Below are 17221 nucleotides of genomic sequence, written 5' to 3' on the forward strand. Positions count from 1 at the left end.
CTCTAAAATTTCCAACTACCATAAAATTGCCATTGATGTGTCGGGGCTTTTAGGTAGAGATGATAACGAATACCAACACTTGGTCCAATCCTCACCTTTCCAAGATTAAAATCAACAAATGCCGCAGTATTGAAGTTAATAAAAGAATCACTAAACGTTTCTTGTTCAAATGTATCCTGCTCAGGAATTCTACGTACAAAATTTTCACTTTCTATTATTTCTGTATACTCTCCAACCCTTTCCAACTCCTCAGTAGACCGAATATCCCATTTGAATTGAATTCCCCCTGCTACAGCAAAAAAATCAGTTAAATTGTATCTGTAGGAGGTTGGCACTAAATAGAAACTTAAATTCTGAAATTCTGACTGTTGATTATAATCATAAACATCAGTAAACACCTCATCTCGCGGAATTCGCTCAATATATTCTCTACTACTAGAATAAGAATTGGAACCAATCATTACTTCTGACTGCCAATAGCCTCTAAAGGCTTGATAATTAGAAATTGTAGCGCCCAAAAACCATTCTTGATAATTATTCAAACTTCCTGTTCTCATTACTCCTCCCTTCACACCCACAGAAAGTCCTGGCGCAAAGCGAGTAGTCGCATAATTGGTGATAATGGGTTCATTTTTATCAAAATAAATGGCCGTTTGACTTTGGGTCTTTTGCTTTTTTATTTTTCCCTTCAGAGGGATTTCATAACTTACAAAACCTTTCGTAGAATCATAAGAATTCACACCTTTCTGATTACTTCCAGGCAGATAAATATTTTCGAAAGTAAATATGACCTTATTTTCTAAAAAGGTCGTATCAAGACAACTATACGAAACATCCTCTTCAGGGCAGATTTCGCATTTAGGATAGAAATCTAAGAGTCTAATTTCCTTTTGATCAAATATTTCAGGCACGTCCGTTTCTAAACGAACGGTATTGGCTGGCCCTTCACCATTATTCTGAAATTGAATTTTATACTTAAACTCTTTCTGATTTCGGTTTCTAAAATCCATTAAATTGGCATTGGTTGTCATCTTATTGGGATCATGAGAGGTCACTATTTCCATTTCCATTTCTTTTACGCTATGGTTTGCTGACTTAGTATTTGGGACATAAATACCTCTAATGCTAATAATAGCACTTGTATCTTTCAACATTTCAGGTGTCGTACGCAATTGAAAAAATATATTTCTTTCTTCCCCTGGTTTAAAATCAATAAAGCCAATTTGCTTCATATCGCGAAAAACTTCCTTTGAGCGCTCAATCGTTTCATTAAGTTCAGCTTGGTCAGTAGTGTCTTGGGTAAACAAGGAAGCTTTGAAAGATTCTCTATTACTAAATGCCAACATTGATTGAAAAGGACTAATTTGCTCTATAGCCAAGTGTTCATCAGATAGAATAGGGTATTCATTATGATAGGGTCTGATATCCATTAGCTGAAAATTATCTGACCTATACTTCGATTCATTATAAAAGAAGTACAGTCGTCCATTTGTAAGTTCATTATGCGGATTTTTGTAGGTAAGAACTACTACTAATTCTTCATTAGGAATAGGCTCTCGATTTTTACTGAAGTCAAATAATTCGCCTTCATTTAAGAGTGCAGCTGATTCAGTATTTTGATTCTCAATCTTGTCAACTTTAACTTTTTTAGGCCTGGTAGTTGGGGTTTTACCAGCATCATAGTTATTGGTGACCCACAGCTTAACTTGATATTCTCCTTCCTCTCTAAACGTATGTTCAGGATTTTCTTCTTTACTTAATGTACCATCTCCAAATTCCCAAAAGAAAGTATAATACCCTTTGGGTGCTCCAGAAATTTGAATCAGAGGAGGAGTGTCAACATCGAACTTTGCCACATTTCCCTCAAGTACTGTTTTAATCGTAGCCTCCCGGAAAACTGAATCACCAGAGTTAACCTTTTGAGAAAAGCATACTTGAGAGAAAAATAATAAAGGAAGAATATATTTATGCATGAGACATTGTATTGTTTTATTCAACTTTGAACTTAGTAAATTATTAGGTAAAATAACATACTTTAAGGAATAATTATACTTATGTAACTATTATTACTGCTTGAAGAATCGGAATTATGGTCTACTAAGAGCGAACTACTATACACTAAAGAAAAACTAATTGCTACCAACAGTAGTAAGACCCATTTAAATCTTTTATTTCTGAAAAACATAATGATAAAATTAGCGTGAAATGGCTCCACAGGAGATCTGCAGAGCCATATTGAAAAGTAATTTATTAAGGTAAGGCTTCGATCGCATTGTAAACATCGCTCTCTGTCCCTGTGATAAAATCATCTTCTTCGAAAGTATAAACATCTCCATCTGCAACAGTTTGAGGCTGTATCGAATATTTCCACTCTCCATCTTCTTCGGTGATAAAGATCACGTGCATCTCCAAACCAATAGGAATTTCACCATAGTGTTCTGAAAAGGAGTTAGCAGTTTCATTGAAAGTATCAAGCTGAGCTAAAGCATAAGGCTCTCCATCGTAGTATAAATAAACTGAACAATTCTGGATATGATAACCATTAGGTACTATCACTTCCAATGTTGTTTTGGGTCTTGGATCGTTATAAAATCGATCTACATTAGACCATCCAAATCCAGAAAGAAAACCATAATACTGATCCCCTTCTACAAACAAATTACCGGCCCCATCTGGACCTAATCGATCTTCTTCCCAAGCAAGGTTCTCATTTTCATCTGTCTGACCATTCCAAAGGGTCATCTCTTGATCTGCACCACCTGTTAAGTCAGTTGGAACTACTAATTTCATATGATTTGAAATATCTAACTGTTCGCCATTTTGTGTTACATTGACGTAGAACTCACCACCAGAAATTAAAAGTGCCTTATTACCATTTTCCCTAATGCCCATAGTAGGTTTGTTCGTAGCTAACATACGACTTGCATCAAATATTTCAATAAATTCTAGGTCTACAGGGCCAGTAACAGCTTCGCCATCTAGTTTTAAAGTGCCTGCATATATTTCAAGTAAAACTCCCTTTTCTGATTCAAACTCAATTCCTTCCTCTGCTTCAAACTGCGTCTCCTGTCTGATCTGATCAAGAACTGAAGCTTGGAGTTGCCGAAACTCTTCTGATGTGGGCGTTTCAATCATTTCTTCAGGTACCACTTCATTAACAGGATCGTCATCATTACATCCGTAAAATAATACCATTGCCAAAAGGCTGACTGCGAATAAGTTTTTAAAATTTTTCATAATTATTTATTTCATTTGATTCGCCCTTATATCAACTGTCTTGATCTCCTGTTACCCCTAATTCATATATTTTTTTTACTTTCGTATAAAACTCACTCAAAATGTCAGTAGAGAACCATCCTGATCAATACTATATTGATGGAATAAACCAAAATGAAAGCAAGGTCATTAGGGAAATCTATGACCAGTTTTCTGAGAAGGTAATTCATTTCATTTGTAAAAATAACGGCAATGAATCTCAGGCATCCGATATTATTCAGGAGGTTTTGATCATCATATTTAAACAAGCTAAGAACAATAACTTAACACTTACTTGTCCATTTGATGCTTATTTTTTTCTTCTATGCAAAAGAAGATGGTTAAATGAATTAAAAAAGAATGGTAGAACACAGGTAACAAGCGGAAGCGAAAATTTATCTATAGTCGATACTACTTTTGAAGCAGTAGAAGAAACGCTGCTTCTTTCAGCAAAAGAGGCCCTTTTTCAAGAAATGTTTCAGCAGCTTTCTGACGCATGTCAAAATTTACTAAAGACCTCTTTTAAAATTAATAATATGGAGGAAGTAGCTAAAAAATTAGATATATCTTATGCCTACGCTAGAAAGAAGAAGTCACTTTGTGTTGGGAAACTAACTGAGCTCGTTAGGTCATCTCCAAAATACAATTCACTTAAAAACGACTAACTATGAAAGACCAAGACTACCGTATATTTGAAGCTTATATTACCGGCGATCTGGAATCTGAGGAGATGGAGCAACACAACAAAAAACTTCAGGAGGATAATGACTATAGAGAGTCTTTCGAACTTTATAAAACCTTAAATGAACATCTTAAGAGTGAGTTTGAAAATACAGAAGACTTAGAGCAGTTTGAAAAATCTGTTTCCAGCATTTCCAGTAACTATTTTGAAAGGAGAAAGCATCCGAAATTTGCTTGGGTGAAAATGACAATAGCTGCATCTATCATCATAGCTATTGGTTTGTATTTTCTATTCGGTGAAGTATCAAAGCCTCAATATCAGGAAGTAGCACAAATCCCTACTATTCACCTGAGCGAAAGAGGTGCAAATGTGGAAGTCTATTTACAAGCCGAAAAAGCATTTAATCAAAGGCAATATGCACAAGCAATTGAATTATTTGATCAGATCCTTAGAGAAGACAATCAAATGCATTCTATTAGGTTATACCAAGCAATTGCATACATGGAAACTGGGCAAGCAGAAAATGCCAAAAAATTGTATGATAAAATTATACAGCAGAAAAATGCTTTTAGTGAAGAAGCACTCTGGTATGCAGCTTTAAACGAACTAAACAAAGAAGATTATCCGGCCTGCAAAAGTTATTTGAAGAAAATCAAACCCTCTGCAAGCCGATATGAAGATGCTACTAATCTTCTGAATGAATTATAGATTTATCAAATTCTAGAAATAAAATCTAAATGAAATACCTCCACCAAACCATAACCCTGGAGTTGGTGCGAAATCGAATGTAGGTTTCATATCTATTCCTATGACAAACGGTATGTCAGTTAATGTATACTCCAATCCTAAAATACCATCCAAGCCAATTGTAAAGCCTCGGCCCCTACCATCAAAATAGTAACCAGGTCTTGCAATGTTATCATCAAACAATCCCATATGAGCACCTGCGCCATAATACCAATTCAGATAAGGAACATCAAATGCATTGGCATGTCTTTCGTAAAGACCTGTAATTTCGAAACCACCCCTATAACCGGACAAGAGACCTTCTACGGCATCTGTTTTACTGATAAAGTGTTTACCAGTAATGGCTGTTGGATAGCCTCCTCTAACCCCAACTGCTGTCTTATAATCTTGTCCAAAAACAGCAGTTGAACTAGCAAGTAAAAAAATAACCACTACTACTTTTAATCTTTTCATAAACATAAATTTTATCTTATTCCCCCTCTTTACGAATCTATTCTAGATAAGATTACCTATTTTCAAAACCTTCATCTATCATATGTGGACCATTTTCTGCCTTGGCTACAGCTAATCGATCGCAACGCTCATTGTCAGGATTTCCTGCATGTCCCTTTACCCAATGAAAATTTATGTCATAACCTTTCGAAGCATCCAGATATTGCTTCCAGAGGTCAACATTTTTTTTACCCTTGAAATCTTTTTTTATCCATCCGGCCAACCAACCTTTTGTGATAGAATCTATTACATACTTTGAATCACTGTAAATATGAATAGGATGTTTTTTAGTTTTCAAACTCTTCAAAGCCACTATAATTGCAAGTAGCTCCATTCTGTTATTTGTAGTATTTCGGTATCCGCCTGAGATTTCTTTTACTTTTTCTCCAAAGCGCATTACAATTCCGTAACCACCAGGGCCAGGATTTCCTAAAGCAGAACCGTCAGTATAAATAGTTATCATAATATGAATTGTCAAGTTTGATTCCAAAAAGGTTGAAATGGGTTCAAAATCAGCTAATAAAGGCCACTTCCTATTTACTCACTAGACTTCTATTAGAAGAAATTCTTAAATAATTTGATAGAAATTGCTAGCAATATAATACCAAATACTTTTCGCAATATACTAAATCCTGCCTGTCCTATTTTCCTTTCTAACCAACCGCAAGTCTTCAATACAATGAATACCAAAATAAGGTTAATGACGATCCCAACAATTATATTTGCAGTCTGATATTCTGCTTTTAATGAAATTAAGGTGGTCATAGTACCGGCTCCAGCAATTAATGGGAATGCAATAGGCATGATAGACGCACTTCCAGCCGATGCATCTTCATGTTTGAATAAAACGATACCCAAGACCATTTCCATACCGATCAAGAACATCACAATAGCTCCTGCTATGGCAAAAGAAGCGACATCTAGTCCGAAAAGATTTAGAATTGATTTTCCTAGGAAAAGAAAAGCAATCATAATAACACCAGCTACAATTGTAGCTTTACCTGATTGTACATGACCTAATTTTTTTCTTAAGTCAATGACAATAGGTACTGAACCCAAAATATCAATTACTGAAAATAAAATAAGGGAGACGGAAATGATTTCTTTAAAATTGAGCATATCGTAAAATTTTGCGCAAAAGTACGATAAGAAAAGCAGCTTTCAATTCATTTTCTCAAAACGAATTAAGAAATTAATTAAATCAATGTAGTGTTGATTTGGAATAGCAGGAAAATTAGCAATTCTGATCGTATCATCTTTCAAATCACCATATCCATTCCCAAGTATAAAACTTTCTTTTTCAGCCATTTGCTTCAATTTCTCTATCACCTCCTTCTCCCCTTTTAAACAAAAGACAGTATCGGAAAGAAGCTCCTCTGAATGTACCAAAGGAATTAATTTCTTTGCATTCTTGAGCTCCCCATAAAACATTACTTTCCTCTTTTGCAAATTGCGGTGAATGGCAGATATGTTCTCAACATTCTGAAGCAGCCGATTTAGTAGAAAAATATTAGCAATATTGGGCGTGTGATGCGTTTCGTGGTTTAGAGCATTCTTCCTTATGAAATTGAAAGAATTGTAATGCATATTTTCACCAATTTCAATCGCCCGATCTATCGCTTTAGGACTTACAACCATCAAAGCCATTCCTGCAGGCAATCCAAAGCATTTTTGGACTGAAGCATACCAGATATCACCAAGATTCCAATCAAACTCATAGCCAGCCATTGAAGAAGTCGCATCATAAGCTATCAACTTCTCAGGAAATTCATTTCTCACTTTTTCCTGAAATGATTGTGGAATTACAGTTCCATTTGAAGTTTCATTATGCGTGAAAGCTAATAACTCTACCTCTTTTTCAAAAGACTGCAGGGATGGATTTTCCCGCACATCAAATTCATTTCCTTTGGATTTGTGATGAATTTTTTGAGTATACTTCCACCACTTCTTTCCAAATGCCCCATTGAAAAAATGAGAGGAGCTAGCCTGAATAAAGGACTGTGAAATGATTTCCCAACATTCGGTAGCAGAAGAGACGACTATAATCTCATACTCGAGGGGAACATTCAACTTTGATTTTAAGAGGCTTTTGGTTGCAGAAAATAGATTATGGAAAGCAGTTGATCTATGGTTTCTTTCCATGATTCCTGACTCCATAGCTTCTTGAAAATACCTCGCCACTTGCGGATAAATCTTCGAGGGCCCAGGATAAAAGTTATACTTCATTGAAACTACTTACCCGTAAACAGTGGTTTTCTTTTCTCTACAAAAGCTTTCATTCCTTCAGTTTGATCTTCTGAGGCAAAGGTTAAATAGAAGTTTTTACGCTCAAAATGTAATCCTTCATCCAAATGAGTTTCAAAGGCTCTATTGACAGATTCCTTGGCTAATTTAGCAGCAACAGGAGACATTTGCGCAATTTGTTCTGCTAATTCAACTGCTGCTTCCAGATACATTTCCGTGGGCACAACATTATTCACTAAACCATAATGCAATGCCTCTTCAGCACTCAAGAAATTCCCAGTTAAAACCAATTCCATTGCTTTGGCTTTTCCTATTGCGCGCGTTAATCTTTGAGTACCACCAGCTCCAGGCATTACCCCAATCTTAATTTCAGGCTGTCCGAATTTTGCTGATTCTGAAGCCACAATCATATCACAAGTCATGGCTAATTCACAACCACCACCTAGAGCAAATCCCGAAACTGCTGCAATCAAAGGCTTTTTCGTTTTCTTAATTTGATCCCATGTGCTGAATTGATCCACATTTAACATGTCTATAGCAGTTTTGCCAGCCATTTGCTTTATATCTGCTCCGGCTGCAAAAGCTTTTTCGTTACCTGTCAAAATGATTACCCTGACATCTACATCTTCATCCAATGCTTGCAAGGTATTCTTCAATTCCGTCATTAATTGTAAATTCAAGGCATTCAATTCCTTAGGCCTGTTGAGATTTACAAGCGCAATATGCTTTTTATATTGAGTGTTTACTTTTATGAATTCCATAACGTAAATATGAAAAAGCAGGAGAGTATAAAAAAGAAAAACCTTCTTTTTTCAAAGAAGGCTTTTCGTGTTAAACAGGTGTATGAATAAAATTTGTGTTTGTAATAGTATATACTGCAACCACTAAAAAAGTAACCCCCCAAAAATAAAATATTTTATAAATGTGAATAGGATAATCATAATTGACTCATTATCAGTGAATTGAGTGTGAATAAAGTTAGAAAATAAAAATGAATGAATGAAAGTCATTGGACTATTTCCTGCTCGGCACTCTCTTTTCTGTTCTCTTTATTCTTTTTCTTATTGTCCTCTGCTAAGTAATCGTTTATTTTAGACCTAATCTCTTGATTGGATAAGTTGTGGTAGATGGTGCCATTTCGAGCAACTGATAATTGACCAGTTTCCTCAGAAACTATCAAGATAACGGTATCTGTTGCTTCTGACATTCCAATAGCAGCTTTATGGCGTAGCCCAAATTGCGCAGGAACATCTTTTTCTGTTACAGGCAATACGCATCTTGCGGCTGATATACGTCCTTTGTGAATAATAACAGCACCATCATGCAAAGGGCTCGTTTTATTGAATATCGAAATCAATAATCTTTTTGACACAATAGCATCAATTAAATCGCCAGATTCGGCATAAAACTTTAGTTCAGAACCTTTGGAAAGGACTATCAAAGCCCCAGTATTAGTACCTCCCAATGATTTGGAAGCCTCAATGAGAGGAGTAATATTAAATTCATCCCCTTTCTTTCTTTTTTTCCAGGGAAGGTTGGACAAAAAGCCATTTTCAGAATTAAAAGATGTAGTTTTTCCTAATAGTAACAAAAACTTTCTTATTTCTTGCTGAAACAATATGATAGCAGCAATTACTCCAACCCCCATAAATTGGCCCAAGATGGCTGAAAGTAATTCCATTTCTGCCGCTCTTACAACCAAATAAATTAAATAAAGAGATAAGAAACCAACAAAGATACGGACCGCAACACTGCCGCGCATTAGGCTATAGACTTGAAATAATAGAAAACTAACAAGTCCTATATCTAAAACATCTACTATACTTACTTCTAAAAACCCTATGTTAAATCCAACTATCAATTCTTCAATTTATTAAACAATTTTACAGTTTCTGCTGCTTCTTTTACATCATGTACCCTCAAAATACTTGCGCCATTTATTAATGAATACATGTTTAATGCCGTTGTACCATTTAAAGCTTGCATGGCTTCACCTCCTAATAATTTATAAATCATAGACTTTCTTGATACTCCAACAAGTACTGGGCAATCCAATTCCTTAAAATAGGACAAATTCTTAAGCATTTCATAATTCTGATCTAAGCTTTTTGCAAATCCAAACCCTGGATCCACAATGATATCACTTACTTGCAAAGATCGCAGCTTTAAAATTTTTTCACTTAAGTCGTAAACAACATCCTTCATCAAATGATCATACTCCGTTAAATTCTGCATAGTTGCAGGCGTGCCGCGCATATGCATAAGAATATAAGGAACTTGCAGATGACTTACAGTTTCAAACATTCCTTCATCCAAATTTCCACCAGACACATCATTAACAATAGATGCACCTGCTATAACTGCTTGCTTTGCTACTTCAGAACGAAAAGTATCAATGGAAATCACAATACTTGGAAATTTCTCAATTAAGATTGAAATCAAGGGCAATACCCGGTCCATTTCTTCCTGTTGAGACACTTCGGCTGCATTTGGTTTTGTTGAATAACCACCAATATCAATAATGTCTGCACCCTCCACCATCATTTTTTCGACAGATCCTACTGCTTTACTTAAATCAACATTTTTCCCGCCATCGTAAAACGAATCTGGCGTTGCATTGATAATACCCATCACCTTTGGGTAGGTCAAATCCATTAAGTTCCCTTTAACGAGAAGTGTTTTTTTATTAGAAAATGCTTTATCTTTCGCTTCCAAATATTATTAATGTAGAATTTATATAAAAAACGGTAGTTAATGACCCAAACCGAAAGCGAATATAAGCAAGTTATTGCGCTGAGTAAAGATGTTTTCGAAAAGAAAACAAAAGATTATGGAACAGCTTGGAGAATCTTGAGATTACCTTCAATAACTGATCAGCTCTTTATAAAAGCCCAGCGCATTAGATCTGTACAAGAAAAAGGAGAACAAAAAATTCAGGAAGACATAAAAAATGAATTTATTGGCATCATAAATTATTCAATAATAGCCATAATTCAAGAATCACTGCCAAAGGATGCTCCACTTGAAATTCCCGTAAATGATTTGATGCCGAAATATGAGCAAGTGGCTGACGAAACTTTACAATTATTATTGAATAAAAATCACGATTATGGTGAGGCTTGGAGGGATATGAGAATAAGTTCTATAACAGATATAATTTTAATGAAATTATACAGAGTGAAACAAATAGAAGATAATCAAGGTAAAACACTCATATCTGAACCTATAAAAGCCAATTATCAGGATATGATTAATTATGCTGTATTTTGTTTAATCAAGCTCAGTAATGTCTCTTAGTGGATTCATTAGCTGATCTCTGTCAGTATTTGATCATTACATATAATGAAGAAGATTTTTAGAAATGCAATTCTTGACGCAATAAAAAGAAGAAAAATAATATGAAGGTACTAGTCGATATCATAAGATACATTGTAGGTGGTTTATTCATTTTTAGTGGATTAGTTAAAGTAGTGGATCCAGTCGGAACTGCCATTAAATTAGAAGAGTACTTTGCGGTTTTTGCGGGAGATATCGCTTCATTTTTCTCTGTTTTTGAGCCTTATGCCTTGGTAATCGGAATAGTATTGAATGTAATAGAAGTAACCTTGGGAGTTGCTTTAATCATCCGATGGAGAGTTAGGTACACTATGAATCTACTCAGCATCATGATTATCTTTTTCACCTTTTTAACATTCTATACCGCCTATTTCAATAAAGTAACAGATTGCGGGTGCTTTGGTGATGCTATTACTTTAACACCATGGCAGTCATTTACAAAAGATATTATCCTAGTTATCTTGATTGGATTTCTCTATCTAAACATTAAACGCATCAAAGAAAGCACATTTGGTCCAAAAAATATCATTGTTATATGTACCACTGTGGTCAGTTTATTACTATGTATTTATTCTGTAAAACATCTTCCCATTATTGATTTTAGAGCCTACAAGGTCGGTACTAATATTCCTGATGCCATGAAAGCGAAGGAAAACCCACAATTTCAATATACTTTCGAAAAGAATGGAGAAGAACTTAAATCTTATGAATACAAATCAGAAGAGGAGGGCTATACACTTGTAGGTCATGAAATCACCAACACGGAAGCTTCAACTCCAAAAATCACTGATTTCGCAACTTGGAATGAATCAGGAGACAAAACTGAAAATGTATTAAGCGGGCAAAAATTATGGATTGTAGCTTATGATATCTCTAAAGCTAACACAGAAGGATTAATTGATATTAATGATTTGCTTTCAAGGTTAAGTCCAGAAATAGAACCTATTATTTTGACATCCTCATCTGCTGAAGACGTTTTAAGAATCAGAGCTGAAAGGGGTATGAAAACCGATTTCTACTATGCAGATGCTACCGTTTTAAAAACGATTATTCGATCTAATCCCGGGCTAGTCTTAGTTGAGGATGGGACAATTAAAGCAAAATGGCATTTCAATGATGTGCCTGATCCATTTGAAATCACCCAAAAATTAGATTAATGCGTTATTTCCTTTTAGGCCTGCCGGGCAGTGGCAAAAGTCATTGGGGCAACATTTGGTCGAGCACTCTAAAAAGTAATTATTTCGATTTAGATGAGGTAATAGAAAACAATGAAGGAGAATCAATTTCAGATCTATTTAAATCTGAAGGAGAAGAATATTTCCGCAACCTTGAGACGTTCTATCTTAATAAATTAATTAATAATTATAAATCCCTAATTCTTTCGACTGGTGGAGGCACTCCCTGCTTTAATGGCAATATGGATCTTATGAATAAGCAGGGGCTCACCATATTTCTGAACCCGCCAGTTGAAGAAAATGCAAAAAGAGTATGGAAACCGGAAAACACTAATCGCAGACCCATGTTTTCTGATTGTAATTCTTTAGAAGATGTTCAGAAACTCCTCAGCAAATTAAGAAACAATAGGATTACTTATTATCAGCAGGCCGCAGTAGAATTGAAAGATTGGAACAAAAACACGGTGTCGGATTTAAAATAAAAGGTTGCTATAATCTACAATAACAACCTTTTACAATTGCAATGTCTCTGTTAAAATGACTTTCCCAAAGTAAGTCTTACACTTGATATACTTGATTCAGAAGTTACGACATCACTTCCCGCATAAGCAGTAATTTCAGGATTGCTGAAACTACTGAGTCGATAAGTTGCATCAACAAAGAAGCCGTTTTTTCTCATGATACCTATCCCCGCTGAAATTGATTGTCTATTACGCTCAAAATTACGGTAAGGATTGTCAAAATAAGCAAAACCTACTCTTCCTCTTAAAATATTCCATCTTGCTTCTGCTCCTACTTTTAAATTAAATGTACTTTGCAAATCACTTCCTACATCAGGAGTATCGCCACCAAAGGCTCCATTGGTACTGCTGTAGCGTGCTGAAGCATAATCTACATATTCTAAATCAGCTGTAAGAAAACCATACTTTGATATAAATGCAGTAGCGCCTACCGATATTTTTTGTGGTAATCGAAGACTATAGGCAGGCACATCATTTACTACCTCCTCTTCATAGCTGATGTTTTCTTCATCCGTTTCCGGATTGTAGATAAAAAATGACTCCATAGAAATCTCTTGCGTTTCAGTCAAAGAAATAAAAGTTGGAGTTGTATAGGAAAACCCTAAGTTTAGTATATTTAATGGCTTATAAATAGCTCCAACAGTAAATGCCGCACCTGTACCAGAAATCGTAGTCTCTTCGTTTAACTCCATGTAATTCAACAGGTTATTTGAAGGCGTCTCTCTAAAATCCCTGACTTGTCTATAATTTAAAAAATTTATATTAGCAGAAGCTCCTAAATAAAGAACATCATTGTAATTAGCACCATAAGAGACATCAAGTGTAGTCAATCCGCTGTAACTATCAATATTTTCTGTTTGAACTGCTGATTCAGTTAAATAACCATCTGTAGCACCATCATAATCATATCTGTCTACAATGAAATTATCATCATTAGTGGCAAAAGTTTGCAATAAATAGGTCTGGTAAGCCAAATAGGTGTATGTATCTGAATTGGCAACATCACTTATCTCAGTTTGGAAATTGAAGACTCTAAAACCATCATCCGTCAAAAAGGGAAATAAAGCACTTTCTGTAAAATCATAGATTAAACCATTCTGATCCTGCTCAACTGTACCTCTATAATTAATATTATTATAAAAACTTTCCTTCTGATTTATAGCTATGCCGAAAGCTCCAGAAATCCATTTCGAGCCTGCATACTCCTCGAATCTACTATGAAAAACCATTCCCATATTTGGAATTTGAAAATTCCCTCCTATATTTTGCGTGCTTTCTCCTTCATACTCTGCGCTATAGTCTCCTATTCTTAGCACCGGAGATAAAGCCCATTGAGACCGATTATAAAAACCCAGTCCTGCCGGATTTCCGGAAATGCTACTGATATCACCACCTAATGAGACGTTAGCTCCTCCTAAACCCACAAATCTCGCTGAACCTCCGCCATCTGTTTGACTAAAGCGAACTGCATCAGCAGTGTAAAGGGGTACTTGAGACATTGCATTAAATGAGCATACTGAACATATAAATATAGTAAAGAAATATTTGAGCGTTTTCATCGGTTTAAAAGTTAATAGTACTTTAAAGATTTGACAGAGATTATCTGTAAACTTTAAAAAAAGATTAAAAATAAAGCGTAAAAAAAGCACCTAGGCTTAGGTGCTTTCATATATTATCATCCACCTCTACCACCTCTGGACGAAGAGCTACTGCCTCTTGAGCTGCTTCCTGAGGATGATCTACTTCCTGAAGATGATCTACTACCTGAAGACGATCTACCTACAGAACTGCTACTCCTTGAACTAGAGGAAGATCGACCGAAAGATGATGAACTTCTACTAGAGCTTGATGATCTTCCGTAAGAAGAATTACTTCTACTTGACCCTGATGATCTTCCGAAGGATGAATTACTTCTCGAGCTGTTTCCATACCTAGAACTAGAATTACTGTTAGAACTTCTACCTGATGAGTAAGAAGATCTGTTTGTTCTTGAACTATTATAGTATCTAGAACTATTGTTGTACCCAGCACTATTTGTCCTGCTTAAATTAGAAGAGTTGCCTGAAACTGTTCTACCTCTATTTCCAGAATAAGAAGCAGATCTAACGCTATTATCAGAAGTTGAACGAGCATACTGAGCAGTTCTTGATGATCTACTATAAATTGAATTATCTGAATTATTGATCCCTGCCGTCCTACTACTATTAGCTCTATCAGAAAAACTTGCTGTTCTTGCAGATCTATCAGATACTTGTAGAGCACTTCTACTTCTATCAGTTCCTGCATTTCTACTCACATTATAGTCAGCAGTTGAATTTCTTGTTCTACCGCTAGCTATTCTAGCGCTAGATGCAGAACGACTTATCCTAGGCGAACTTGTATAGGTTCTACTTCTTCGATTCAAATTATTATCAGCTAAGAAATGTCCATTGTAAAGGGCTGAGTTATATCCATCATAAAATCCGTTTCTATATCCATTATTAAAGCCCCATCCATAAGAACCACCCCAGAAGGAACGTCTCCAAGGATTTCTATAGGCAAATGGGCTTCCCCAAAAAGGATCAAAGAACGGATCGTAAAAACCTCTACCATATCCCATTGACCAGTATGAACCTCCCCAAGAATTAAATCCAAATCCTACGTTAAATCCTGGACGAAACATAAAAGGATCGTAAAATCCTCCTCCATACATCCATGGATCATTCCAACCGTACATCATCGGATTAATTCCACCATACATCATAGGATTTATTCCACCATAGTAATTATGTATCTGGGTTTGTCCATTTTGAGCGTTTTGACCTCTTCTTGCGGCATTCTCATCATAATACCAGGCCTGATCCTCAGATTGCTCTAAGGCGGGTGGCGCTTGGTTCAATTCAGCATTTTGTTGCTTTTCTTTATCCTTTAGATCATCAAAACCATTATCAGTTGATTCAAATTGATCATAAGCGTAGCCTGATTTTTTCAATTCCTCAGCCTTACGCTTCTCTTCCAAGGCTATTTTTTCGTTCAATACCTTTCTATCTTTTGAGGTAAAGTACAAGTCATCATTTTCTACTTTAAGATCAGATTGTCCAAATCCGACCTTAGGAATAAAAAATATGCTAATAAATAATATAAAGCTTAAGGTTTTCATGGCTACATAATTTAATGTTTCTAATTTTACAACGATTATTATCGTAAATTGATTTCAATATATGAAAATCTGTTGAGATAATAATCAATAATATTGACACAAACTTCATACCAAAAATCATAAAATGGCAAAAGTACTACCAAAAAGAAGTGAAGATTACTCACTATGGTACAATGAATTAGTAAAAAAAGCGGATTTAGCGGAGAATTCTGCAGTTAGAGGCTGTATGATCATTAAACCCTACGGATTTTCAATTTGGGAAAAAATGCAACGAGAGTTAGATGATATGTTTAAGGAAACAGGTCATCAAAACGCGTATTTCCCTTTATTCATTCCTAAATCTTATTTAAGTAAAGAGGCTGACCATGTGGAAGGTTTTGCAAAAGAGTGCGCAGTAGTAACTCACTATCGCTTAAAGAATGATGAAAATGGTAAAGGTATAGTAGTAGATCCTGATGCTAAATTAGAAGAAGAACTGATTGTAAGACCTACATCTGAAACAATAATATGGAATACATACCGTAATTGGGTTCAATCTTATCGTGATCTCCCTCTTTTGGTAAATCAATGGGCGAATGTCGTCAGATGGGAAATGAGAACTCGACTCTTTCTAAGAACAGCAGAGTTTTTATGGCAAGAGGGACATACTGCACATGCAACCAAACAAGAAGCTATTGAAGAAACCGAGAGAATGATCAATGTGTATGCCGATTTCGCTGAAGAATTTATGGCCTTACCAGTTATTAAAGGTTTAAAATCTGAAAGCGAAAGGTTTGCAGGTGCATTAGAGACCTATTGTATTGAAGGTTTAATGCAGGATGGAAAAGCGCTACAAGCAGGAACTTCTCACTTTTTAGGTCAAAATTTTGCAAAAGCTTTTGATGTGAAGTTTGCGACAAAAGAAGGTAAACAAGAATACGTTTGGGGCACCTCTTGGGGGGTTAGCACTAGGTTAATGGGAGCCTTAGTAATGGCACATTCTGATGATGAAGGTCTAGTATTGCCTCCTCGTTTAGCTCCTATTCAGGTTGTAATTGTACCTATTTATAAAACGGAGGAAGACCAAAATAAAATAGCTGAAGTGGCAGAACAGCTTAAAAAATCATTAAAGAAAAAAAGAATCACGGTTAAATTCGATGATAGGGACACACATAAGCCTGGATTCAAATTTGCTGAATGGGAATTAAAAGGAGTTCCGTTAAGAATTGCCATAGGACCTAGAGATTTGGAAAACGGCACTGTGGAGTTAGCAAGAAGGGATACCAAAGAAAAGCAAACTGTTAACATTGACGGAATTGAATCAGTAATTGAAGACACTTTAGAACTGATTCAGCAAAACATCTACAAAAAAGCCAAAGATTTCAGAAGTGAAAATACTTTCCAAGTAGATACTTATGATGAATTTAAAAAGCAACTAAATAAAACCGGTGGATTTATAAGTGCACATTGGGATGGAACGGCTGAAACTGAAGAAAAAATAAAAGAGGAAACTAAAGCAACAATCCGTTGTATTCCTTTAGACGCCCCAGAAGAAACTGGAAAATGTATATATTCAGGAAAGCCATCAAATAAAAGAGTGCTTTTTGCAAAAGCTTACTGATTTTAACTATTTTTAGACTTAATTTTAATC

At 35.5% G+C, this 17221-nt stretch carries 17 protein-coding genes; 6 read left to right on the forward strand and 11 right to left on the reverse strand.

Features of this window, described 5'->3' with window-relative positions; all coding sequences use genetic code 11:
* Positions 1-2: 2 nt before the first annotated feature.
* A complete protein-coding gene (locus tag B9Y84_RS10090) occupies positions 3-1973 on the reverse strand; it encodes a PKD domain-containing protein (RefSeq protein ID WP_085516977.1) in 1971 nt (656 codons plus the stop codon).
* A gap of 277 nt (positions 1974-2250) precedes the next feature.
* Entirely contained in the window at positions 2251-3237 is a 987-nt protein-coding gene (locus B9Y84_RS10095) for a hypothetical protein (RefSeq protein WP_085516978.1), read from the reverse strand.
* A 101-nt stretch (positions 3238-3338) separates the two neighbouring features.
* Here B9Y84_RS10095 and B9Y84_RS10100 point away from each other — a divergent pair, with 101 nt between their 5' ends.
* Complete coding sequence (locus B9Y84_RS10100) at positions 3339-3920, forward strand: RNA polymerase sigma factor (protein ID WP_085516979.1); 582 nt, start codon at positions 3339-3341, stop codon at positions 3918-3920.
* 2 nt (positions 3921-3922) lie between these two features.
* Positions 3923-4645 (forward strand): tetratricopeptide repeat protein, encoded by a 723-nt coding sequence (locus B9Y84_RS10105; protein WP_085516980.1) that lies wholly within the window; start codon positions 3923-3925, stop codon positions 4643-4645.
* A gap of 12 nt (positions 4646-4657) precedes the next feature.
* Here B9Y84_RS10105 and B9Y84_RS10110 read toward each other — a convergent pair whose 3' ends face one another.
* From B9Y84_RS10110 to folP, 7 genes are all read right to left on the reverse strand, one after another.
* Positions 4658-5137 carry a hypothetical protein gene (locus B9Y84_RS10110; protein WP_085516981.1) on the reverse strand — a complete coding sequence of 160 codons (480 nt, stop codon included), beginning with the start codon at positions 5135-5137 and terminating at the stop codon, positions 4658-4660.
* Positions 5138-5189: 52 nt separating this feature from the next.
* Positions 5190-5639 carry a ribonuclease HI gene (gene rnhA, locus B9Y84_RS10115; protein WP_085516982.1) on the reverse strand — a complete coding sequence of 150 codons (450 nt, stop codon included), beginning with the start codon at positions 5637-5639 and terminating at the stop codon, positions 5190-5192.
* 92 nt (positions 5640-5731) lie between these two features.
* Entirely contained in the window at positions 5732-6295 is a 564-nt protein-coding gene (locus B9Y84_RS10120) for a MarC family protein (protein WP_085516983.1), read from the reverse strand.
* 42 nt (positions 6296-6337) lie between these two features.
* Positions 6338-7402 carry an aminotransferase class V-fold PLP-dependent enzyme gene (locus tag B9Y84_RS10125; RefSeq protein WP_085516984.1) on the reverse strand — a complete coding sequence of 355 codons (1065 nt, stop codon included), beginning with the start codon at positions 7400-7402 and terminating at the stop codon, positions 6338-6340.
* 5 nt (positions 7403-7407) lie between these two features.
* Positions 7408-8181: an enoyl-CoA hydratase-related protein gene (locus tag B9Y84_RS10130; RefSeq protein WP_085516985.1), complete on the reverse strand. Its 774-nt coding sequence runs from the start codon at positions 8179-8181 to the stop codon at positions 7408-7410.
* Between the two features lie 245 nt (positions 8182-8426).
* On the reverse strand, positions 8427-9281 hold the full coding sequence (gene cdaA / locus B9Y84_RS10135) for a diadenylate cyclase CdaA (RefSeq protein WP_085516986.1): 855 nt from the start codon (positions 9279-9281) through the stop codon (positions 8427-8429).
* Positions 9278-10075 carry a dihydropteroate synthase gene (folP, locus tag B9Y84_RS10140; RefSeq protein ID WP_176223767.1) on the reverse strand — a complete coding sequence of 266 codons (798 nt, stop codon included), beginning with the start codon at positions 10073-10075 and terminating at the stop codon, positions 9278-9280. Before folP ends, cdaA begins: the two co-directional genes overlap by 4 nt.
* 99 nt (positions 10076-10174) lie before the next feature.
* Here folP and B9Y84_RS10145 point away from each other — a divergent pair, with 99 nt between their 5' ends.
* The 3 genes from B9Y84_RS10145 (at position 10175) to B9Y84_RS10155 (ending at position 12413) form a co-directional block, all read left to right on the forward strand.
* Positions 10175-10717: a DUF1599 domain-containing protein gene (locus B9Y84_RS10145; protein ID WP_085516988.1), complete on the forward strand. Its 543-nt coding sequence runs from the start codon at positions 10175-10177 to the stop codon at positions 10715-10717.
* A 101-nt stretch (positions 10718-10818) separates the two neighbouring features.
* Positions 10819-11913, forward strand: a complete 1095-nt coding sequence (locus B9Y84_RS10150; protein ID WP_085516989.1) for a BT_3928 family protein — start codon at positions 10819-10821, stop codon at positions 11911-11913.
* On the forward strand, positions 11913-12413 hold the full coding sequence (locus tag B9Y84_RS10155) for a shikimate kinase (RefSeq protein WP_085516990.1): 501 nt from the start codon (positions 11913-11915) through the stop codon (positions 12411-12413). The genes B9Y84_RS10150 and B9Y84_RS10155 overlap by 1 nt, the downstream gene beginning before the upstream one ends.
* A 50-nt stretch (positions 12414-12463) precedes the next feature.
* Here B9Y84_RS10155 and B9Y84_RS10160 read toward each other — a convergent pair whose 3' ends face one another.
* Positions 12464-14011 (reverse strand): OmpP1/FadL family transporter, encoded by a 1548-nt coding sequence (locus B9Y84_RS10160; protein ID WP_139828005.1) that lies wholly within the window; start codon positions 14009-14011, stop codon positions 12464-12466.
* 116 nt (positions 14012-14127) lie between these two features.
* Positions 14128-15591, reverse strand: a complete 1464-nt coding sequence (locus B9Y84_RS10165; RefSeq protein ID WP_085516992.1) for a hypothetical protein — start codon at positions 15589-15591, stop codon at positions 14128-14130.
* Between the two features lie 124 nt (positions 15592-15715).
* On the opposite strand from B9Y84_RS10165, the gene proS reads away from it, so the two are divergent.
* Positions 15716-17191 carry a proline--tRNA ligase gene (gene proS / locus B9Y84_RS10170; RefSeq protein ID WP_085516993.1) on the forward strand — a complete coding sequence of 492 codons (1476 nt, stop codon included), beginning with the start codon at positions 15716-15718 and terminating at the stop codon, positions 17189-17191.
* Positions 17192-17221 lie beyond the last annotated feature (30 nt).

The organism is Marivirga sericea, from assembly GCF_900177665.1.
Classification (GTDB): domain Bacteria; phylum Bacteroidota; class Bacteroidia; order Cytophagales; family Cyclobacteriaceae; genus Marivirga; species Marivirga sericea.